The 7,040-nt window shown below is 72.3% G+C and carries 8 protein-coding genes; 2 read left to right on the forward strand and 6 right to left on the reverse strand.

Annotated elements, in window-relative coordinates:
* From paaD to paaA, 4 genes are all read right to left on the reverse strand, one after another.
* Positions 1-464 (reverse strand): 1,2-phenylacetyl-CoA epoxidase subunit PaaD (paaD, locus tag B1205_RS29515; protein WP_176308470.1); only part of this gene is annotated, 464 nt, incomplete at its 3' end.
* A gap of 52 nt (positions 465-516) precedes the next feature.
* Positions 517-1,239, reverse strand: a complete 723-nt coding sequence (gene paaC / locus B1205_RS05110; protein WP_089154557.1) for a 1,2-phenylacetyl-CoA epoxidase subunit PaaC — start codon at positions 1,237-1,239, stop codon at positions 517-519.
* Positions 1,205-1,438, reverse strand: a complete 234-nt coding sequence (locus tag B1205_RS05115) for a hypothetical protein (protein ID WP_369597252.1) — start codon at positions 1,436-1,438, stop codon at positions 1,205-1,207. The genes paaC and B1205_RS05115 overlap by 35 nt, the downstream gene beginning before the upstream one ends.
* A complete protein-coding gene (gene paaA / locus B1205_RS05120; protein WP_089154558.1) occupies positions 1,435-2,502 on the reverse strand; it encodes a 1,2-phenylacetyl-CoA epoxidase subunit PaaA in 1,068 nt (355 codons plus the stop codon). Before paaA ends, B1205_RS05115 begins: the two co-directional genes overlap by 4 nt.
* A 347-nt stretch (positions 2,503-2,849) precedes the next feature.
* Here paaA and B1205_RS05125 point away from each other — a divergent pair, with 347 nt between their 5' ends.
* Positions 2,850-3,839 carry a hypothetical protein gene (locus tag B1205_RS05125; protein ID WP_089154559.1) on the forward strand — a complete coding sequence of 330 codons (990 nt, stop codon included), beginning with the start codon at positions 2,850-2,852 and terminating at the stop codon, positions 3,837-3,839.
* The gene (locus B1205_RS05130) at positions 3,839-4,774 is read left to right on the forward strand and encodes a hypothetical protein (RefSeq protein ID WP_089154560.1); all 936 of its coding nucleotides are present in this window, start codon (positions 3,839-3,841) and stop codon (positions 4,772-4,774) included. Before B1205_RS05125 ends, B1205_RS05130 begins: the two co-directional genes overlap by 1 nt.
* A 7-nt stretch (positions 4,775-4,781) precedes the next feature.
* Here the strand turns inward: B1205_RS05130 and B1205_RS05135 are convergent, their stop codons facing one another.
* Positions 4,782-5,633, reverse strand: coding sequence for a menaquinone biosynthetic enzyme MqnA/MqnD family protein (locus B1205_RS05135; RefSeq protein WP_089154561.1), 852 nt, complete (start codon positions 5,631-5,633; stop codon positions 4,782-4,784).
* Complete coding sequence (locus B1205_RS05140; protein ID WP_089154562.1) at positions 5,585-6,907, reverse strand: MFS transporter; 1,323 nt, start codon at positions 6,905-6,907, stop codon at positions 5,585-5,587. The genes B1205_RS05135 and B1205_RS05140 overlap by 49 nt, the downstream gene beginning before the upstream one ends.
* Positions 6,908-7,040: the final 133 nt, after the last annotated feature.

Consider the following 7,040-nt stretch of genomic DNA (forward strand, 5'->3'; position numbering starts at 1 on the left):
AGGTGGTCGAAGGGTTCGGAGCAGGACCGGCAGCGCCACAGCGCCTTGCACGCGGTGGAGCCGAACCGGCTGACCTGCGTGGTCTCCGGCGACCCGCAGCGTGGGCAGCGGACCGCCAGGGTCAGCGGCACCACGGTGTCGTCGCCGCGCGGAGCCGGCGGGGCGATGCCGGCCGCGGCCAGTTTGGTCCGGCCGTGCTCGGAGATCCAGTCGGTGCTCCAGGCCGGGCTGTGGACGGTGCGGACCTCGGCGTCCGGGTGGCCGGCGGCGGCCAGCGCGCGGCGGATGTCCGACCGGATCACGTCCATGGCCGGGCAGCCGGTGTAGGTGGGGGTGATGGTGACCACGACCCGGCCGGTGTCCGGCTCCTCCTCGACCGCGCGCAGGATGCCCAGCTCGTCGATGGTGATCACCCGGATCTCCGGGTCCACCACCGCCGCCACGGCATCCCTCGCGCTCACCAGAGCCACCTTCCGTTCGCGACTGCGGGGCTCCGCTGCGCTGCGCTCCTCGCGCTCACCAGAGCGCTCCGGGGTGGGCGCGGTGCAGCACCTGCATCTCGGCCAGCAGGTAGGAGAGGTGTTCGGTGTGCAGGCCCTGCCGGCCGCCGCCCGGCGTCCAGCCCGTCGCCGGGCGGGTCAGCGTCGCCTCGTCCAGCACGGCGGCCACCGTGGCGTCGAACGCGGGCCACAGGGTGGCCGGGTCGACCGGCGCCGCCGGGTCCGCGACGAACAGTTCGTGGACGTACGGCCAGACCTGGTCGACCGCGTCCTGCATCCGGCGGTGCGACTCGTCGGTGCCGTCACCGAGCCGCTTCACCCAGAGCGCGGCGTGGTCCAGGTGGTACGCCGACTCCTTGCGCGCCTTGCCGCCCACGGCCGCCAGCCGGTCGTCGGCGCAGCCGGCCAGCGCGGTGTAGAGCGGAAGCTGCCAGGCGGCCAGGAAGAACAGCTTCGCCATGGTCACGCCGAAGTCGCCGTTGGGCAGTTCGACCAGCAGGCAGTTGCGGAACTCGCGGTCGTCGCGCAGGTAGGCCAGGGCGTCCTCGTCGCGGCCGGCGCCCTCCAGCTCGCCCGCGTAGGTGAGCAGCAGCCGGGCCGCGCCCAACTGGTCGAGGGCGATGTTGGCCAGCGCGACGTCCTCCTCCATCTCGGGCGCGCGGGAGGTCCACTCGCCGAGCCGCTGCGCCGCGATCAGCGCGTCGTCACCGAGGGCGAGGGCGAAGTCGAACCGGTTCACAGGTGGGCCACCCCGTCCGGCACCTCGTAGAACGTCGGGTGACGGTAGACCTTGTCGGCCGCCGGGTCGAAGAAGGNTCACGGGCGTTACGCAGGGCCAGCTCGGCGTCGGGGGCGTGCAGGCTGCCGACGTGGGTGTGCGACAGGCCCCGCCGGGCCCGCACGAACACCTCCCACAGGGGTGAGGACTGCTCCGTCACAGGGCCACCGCTTCCTTCCGCTGGACCCGCTTCGCGGCGTACGCCGCGGCGGCCTCCCGTACCCAGGCGCCGTCGGCGTGGGCCCGCTGCCGGTGCGCCATCCGCTCCCGGTTGCACGGCCCGTCGCCCTTGATGACCCGCATCAGCTCCGCGTAGTCGGGCTGGGTGTAGTCGTACGCCTGGCGCTCGTCGTTCCAGCGCAGGCCCGGGTCGGGGATGGTGAGGCCGAGCACGTCGGCCTGGCCGACGCACATGTCGACGAAACGCTGACGCAGCTCGTCGTTGGAGAAGCGCTTGATCTTCCAGGCCATCGACTGGGCGCTGTGCGTGGAGTCGCCGTCCGGTGGGCCGAACATGGCCAGCGACGGGTACCACCAGCGGTCCACCGCGTCCTGGGCCATCGCCTTCTGGGCCGCGGTGCCGTGCGCCAGCGTGTGCAGGATCTCGTAGCCCTGGCGCTGGTGGAACGACTCCTCCTTGCAGACCCGGATCATGGCCCGCGCGTACGGACCGTAGGAGCAGCGGCACAGCGGCACCTGGTTGACGATCGCCGCACCGTCCACGAGCCAGCCGATGGCACCGACGTCGGCCCAGGTCAGGGTCGGGTAGTTGAAGATGGAGCTGTATTTCTGCCGCCCGTCGAGCAGCAGCTCCACCAGCTCGTCCCGGCTGATGCCGAGCGTCTCGGCCGCCGCGTAGAGGTAGAGGCCGTGGCCGGCCTCGTCCTGCACCTTGGCCAGCAGGATCGCCTTGCGCTTGAGCGACGGGGCCCGGCTGATCCAGTTCCCCTCCGGCTGCATCCCGATGATCTCGGAGTGGGCGTGCTGGGCGATCTGCCGGATCAGTGTCTTCCGGTACGCCTCCGGCATCCAGTCCCGCGGCTCGATCTTCTGGTCGGCGTCGATCACGTCGGCGAAGTACGCCTCGACGTCCTCGTCCGGCGCCGGAGCGCCGCCCCGGGCCCGCGCCGCCGCCTCGCGCAGCGCCGCCTCCGCGGCCTCCACCTCGCCGAGCAGGCCGCCGCCCGGACCGTCCTCGGGCGGGGCGAAGTCGTTGCCATACATGAAGCCAGTGTTACAGCTCGCGCCGGACGACACCAGAGGGTGTAACAGGTTTCCACCAGCGTCCGCGTGAGCCGAAAGTCACCGTGAGCGACGAGTCGGCGTGACCTCGATCACTTGACCAACACGAAACCTCTCAAGGTGGTCAAAGTGTCTCAATGTCCTACCGCTACGGCGGGTCGACGGGTGCCGAGATCTGGCGAATCGTCCGTTCGGAAGTAGACTTCCCCTGCACACCGATCGGCTGCCGTTGATCGCACCGCACCGGCCACCCTCCCCCGGCCTGCGGCGATCGGGCCGAACACATGCGCGCCGGTCCCCCCGGCCAGATATCTGGAGTCCACCCACTCATGCGACCCCGCGTGACCCTGGTGCTCGCCGTCGTTGCGATCCTCGTCGGCGGCGGCATCCTGGTGCCGGCCGCGTTCGCCAAGCTCTCCAGTGGAGAGGGCCCGAGCGGCCCCGGTGGCATCGGCGGCGGCACCCAGGTGCCGGCGCCCACCCCGACCGCGCCGCCGCCGCCGACCCTGGCCGCCGGCCCCGTCTCGGTGGACTTCTCGGGCGAGTTCTTCTCCTGGGCGCTGCTGGACCGGTCCACCGGCGCGATCTCCGGCTCCCCGAACCTGGCCTCGACCAGCACCACCGAGTCGATGATCAAGGCCTGGATCGTCTCCGATTACCTTCGCCAGCTCGGCGACCGGAAACCGCCGGCAGACAGGCTGGACGACGCCAGCCGGGCCATCCGGAACAGTGATGACGAAGCGACCGACTCCGTCTACGCGGCGGCCGGCGGGTCGTACCGGGTGCCGCCCGGCGGCCAGCCCGGCCCGGTCATCGGTCGGGCGATCAGGATCTGCGGCCTGACCGACACCAAGCGCGGCGACGTCCCCAAATACGAGGGCTGGTGGAGCTTCACCCGGATGTCCTCCCGGGACGCCGTCCGGCTCGGTGACTGCATCGCCGACGGCAAGGCCGCCGGCCCCAAGTGGACCAGGTGGGTGTTGAACGAGATGGCCCATGTCGAGGGCAGCGTGTTGGAACAACGGGAGCGGGCCGGCGGCGGCAGGTGGGGGATCGTCGACGGCCTGCCCGCCTCGATCAAGAGCCAGGGCCCGGTGCACATCAAGAACGGCTGGACCCGACTCGCCTACGACGGCAACTGGCACGTCAACTGCCTGGCGATGACCGAGAAGTGGAGTCTCGCAGTGATGATGCGCTATTCGAGCAGAACCAGCCTGTCGTACGGGTCGAAGGTCTGCGCCAGCGTCGCCTCGCAGCTCGTCACCCCGCTGCCCGGCGCCGCCCTGAACGTGCCGCAGCAGCCGGTCGGGAAGCTCTGATGGCCGGCACCCGGCGACGCCCCGGCAGCCACCGCCGTCCACTGGCGTTCAGCGCCGTGGCGGTGGCCCTGGCCGGCCTGCTGGTCCTCTCGTTCCGGCTGGTCCCCGGCTCGCCGTTGCAGCCGACCGCCGCCACGCGCACCAACGTGGGGGGCGAACGGTCCACCGCGAAGCCCACCGACCGCAACGCCCGGCCCCGGCCCGCCCCGTCGCCGTCGCTGGAGCCACTGCCGTTCCAGGCCCAGGACCTCGACGACCTCGACCTCAAGGGCTGGTACGCCTGGTCCGTGCTGGACAAGCGGACCGGGAAGATCATCGGCTCGGCGAACATGGGCGAGACCAGCACCACCGCATCCCTGATCAAGTCCTGGGTGGTGGCCGACTACCTGCGCCGCAGTGCCGAGTCGGGCAAGACCCCGAGCGACGCGAAGCTCGCCGACGCCACGATGATCATTCGCGACAGCGACAACACCCGCGCCCAGGAGTTCTACAAGAGCGTGGGCGGCGCCAACTCGATCAAGCGACTGATCACGATGTGCGGGCTGACCGACAGCAAGGTGGCCGACGACGGCGGCTGGAGCCGGACGCTGCTGTCCCCGCGGGACACCGCGCGACTCGGCCTCTGCATCGACGACGGCCGGGCGGCCGGGCCGAAGTGGACGAAGTGGCTGCTCAACGAGATGCGCCTGGTGCGCGGCTCCGGTGACTTCGGCATCCGCAAGGCGTTCCCGGCCGCCGAACGGAAGAAGATCGCCATCAAGAACGGGTGGATCGACCGGCAGGAGGAGAAGGAATACCACGTCAACTGCCTGGCCGTGGGGGACACCTGGACGATGGGCGTGATGGTCCGCAGCCCGTTCAGCCTCGGCGGATGGGAGTACGGCATGAACGCCTGCGAAAAGATCACCGAGGCGCTGCTGCGCCCGGCCACCTGACCCCCGCTCAGCCCTGGAAGAACTCCGGGCCGCCCGGCGGCAGCACCGGCACCTCCCCGTACGCGGCGGCCCGGCGGGCGAACTTCCGCAGCCCGGCCACCTGCCGCTCGCCCAGCGAGAAGTCGAGCGTGCGGAAGTAGGTGGCCAGGGTCGCCGCGTCGAACGGCTCCCAGCGGGCCGCCGCCTCGGCCACCTGGTCCAGCTCGGCCAGGCAGAGATCACGCGAGCGCAGGAACGCCTCGTGCACCTCCTTGACCAGCCCCGGGTGGGCGGCGGCGAAGTCACGGCGGACCGCCCAGACGGCGAACACCATCGGCAGCCCGGTCCAGTCGTGCCAGGCCTGCCCGAGGTCGGTCACCGCGAGGCCCTTGCCGGGCGCCTCGTACAGCGCGCGCAACGCCACGTCGCCGATCAGCACCCCGGCGTCCGCCTCCAGCAGCATCTGGGTCAGGTCCGGCGGGCAGCGGAAGTATTCCGGCCGCACGCCGTACCGCTCGGCGAGCAACACCTGTGCCAGCAGCACCCCGGTACGCGAGGTCGAGCCCAGCGCCACCCGCGCGCCGTCCAGCTCCCCGAGCGGCCGGGTGGAGACCACGTTGACCGACAGCACCGGGCCGTCGCTGCCGACCGCCAGGTCCGGCAGGAGCAGCAGCTCGTCGGCGTGCTTCAGGAACTCCACCAGGGTGATCGGGCCGATGTCGAGGTCACCGGCGACCAGGTCGGCGCTGAGCCGGTCCGGTGAGTCCTTGTGCAGGTCGACGTCGAGCAGCGCGCCGGACCGCATCAGCCCCCAGTAGATGGGCAGGCAGTTCAGGAACTGGATGTGCCCAACCCGGGGGCGGGCGATGCGGTCGGCCATGACCCGACCGTATCCCCGCCACCCCCACCCCGCCCCGCCGGGGGAGAGGAAGGTGCCCTGGTTAACGCGCGGCGCTCGGCGCGTACCGCGCGGCGGACCGGCCCGGCCAGCGCCGCGACCACCAGCAGGCCGACCGCCCCGCAGCCGGCGACCAGCGGCCGGGGATCCGCCACCTCCAGCAGCAGGCCGCCGGCCAGATAGCCGGCCATCCCCGCGCCCTGCACCGCCGCGCCGAAGACCGCGAACGCCCGGCCCCGGGCCGCCTCGGGCACCCGGTGGGCCAGCAGCAGGTTGTTGAAGACGTTGTCGCCGCCGTTGCCCACGCCGCCCAGCAGCCAGATCGGCACGAGCAGCCAGGCCGTCGGCACCGCCGCCGAGGCGAGCACCGCCAGGCAGCAGCCGCCGAGCAGCACCAGCCCGGCCCCGAGCAGCGCGCCGTCGTCGGCGAGCCGGCGGGCGACCCGGGCGAACAGCCAGGCGCCGACCACGACGCCGAGCGTCCAGGCGCCGGTGACCAGGCCGTACACGGTGGTGGAGCTGCCCAACGTCTCCCGGATGAAGAAGACCTCGATCACGTTGATCGCGCCGACCGCGCCGACCACCGCGGCGACGCTGCCGACCATCGCCACCAGCAACGGGTCTTGCCGCAGCCGCCAGGCGGGCGCGGACGCCGCGGCGACGTCGGCCGCCGCGGTCCCGCGACCACCCCGGCGGGTACGGATGAGCAGCCCGGCCACCACCAGCGCGAGGTAGCTGACCGCGTCGATGAGCAGCGGCACCCGGGTGCCGAACTGCCCGACGAGCAGCCCGGCCAGCGCGGGCCCGGCGAGCGCGCCCAGGGTGCCGGCGGTCTGGTTGAGCGCGCCGGCCCGGGGCAGGTCCTCGGGCCGCACCATGACCGGCACCAGCGCGGAGATCACGGGCTGGGTGACCGCGAGCCCGGTCGCCAGCGCCGCCACCAACGCGATGACCAGCATCGGATCCCGCGCGTACGCGAGCGCCACGCAGATCCCGGCCTGGACCAGACCGGCGGTGACCAGCAGGACTCGGCTGTCCACCCGGTCGGCGAGGCGGCCGGTGATCGGGGCGAGCGCGACCAGCGGCAGCGTGGCGGCGAGAAGCAGCCCGGAGACGGCGAGCCCACCGGCCCCGGCGGACTGGAGCGCGAGCGTGAGCGCGGCGACGGCGAGGAAGTCCCCGCAGCTCGACGTGCCCCGGGCGGCGGCGGCGAGCCAGACGTCCGACCAGCGCGACGAGCCAGATGTGAAGGACATACTTCGAAAATAATCCTTCACACCTGACTGTGCAAGCCGGAGCCGTCGCTCAGTCGATCGGCATCGCCCGGTACTGCACCGCCACCTTGCGCGCACCCGCCGGAGGGTCCGTGCGGGTCCGCTGCCGGTACGG

This window comes from Micromonospora sp. NBS 11-29, from assembly GCF_002140155.1.
Taxonomy (GTDB): Bacteria; Actinomycetota; Actinomycetes; order Mycobacteriales; family Micromonosporaceae; genus Micromonospora.

Coding starts and splice junctions, on each gene's coding strand:
- B1205_RS05125 (WP_089154559.1), top strand. CDS start 2,850: ATGCGACCCCGCGTGACCCTGGTGCTCGCCGTCGTTGCGATCCTCGTC.
- B1205_RS05135 (WP_089154561.1), bottom strand. CDS start 5,633: ATGGCCGACCGCATCGCCCGCCCCCGGGTTGGGCACATCCAGTTCCTG.
- B1205_RS05130 (WP_089154560.1), top strand. CDS start 3,839: ATGGCCGGCACCCGGCGACGCCCCGGCAGCCACCGCCGTCCACTGGCG.
- B1205_RS05140 (WP_089154562.1), bottom strand. CDS start 6,907: ATGTCCTTCACATCTGGCTCGTCGCGCTGGTCGGACGTCTGGCTCGCC.
- paaA (WP_089154558.1), bottom strand. CDS start 2,502: ATGTATGGCAACGACTTCGCCCCGCCCGAGGACGGTCCGGGCGGCGGC.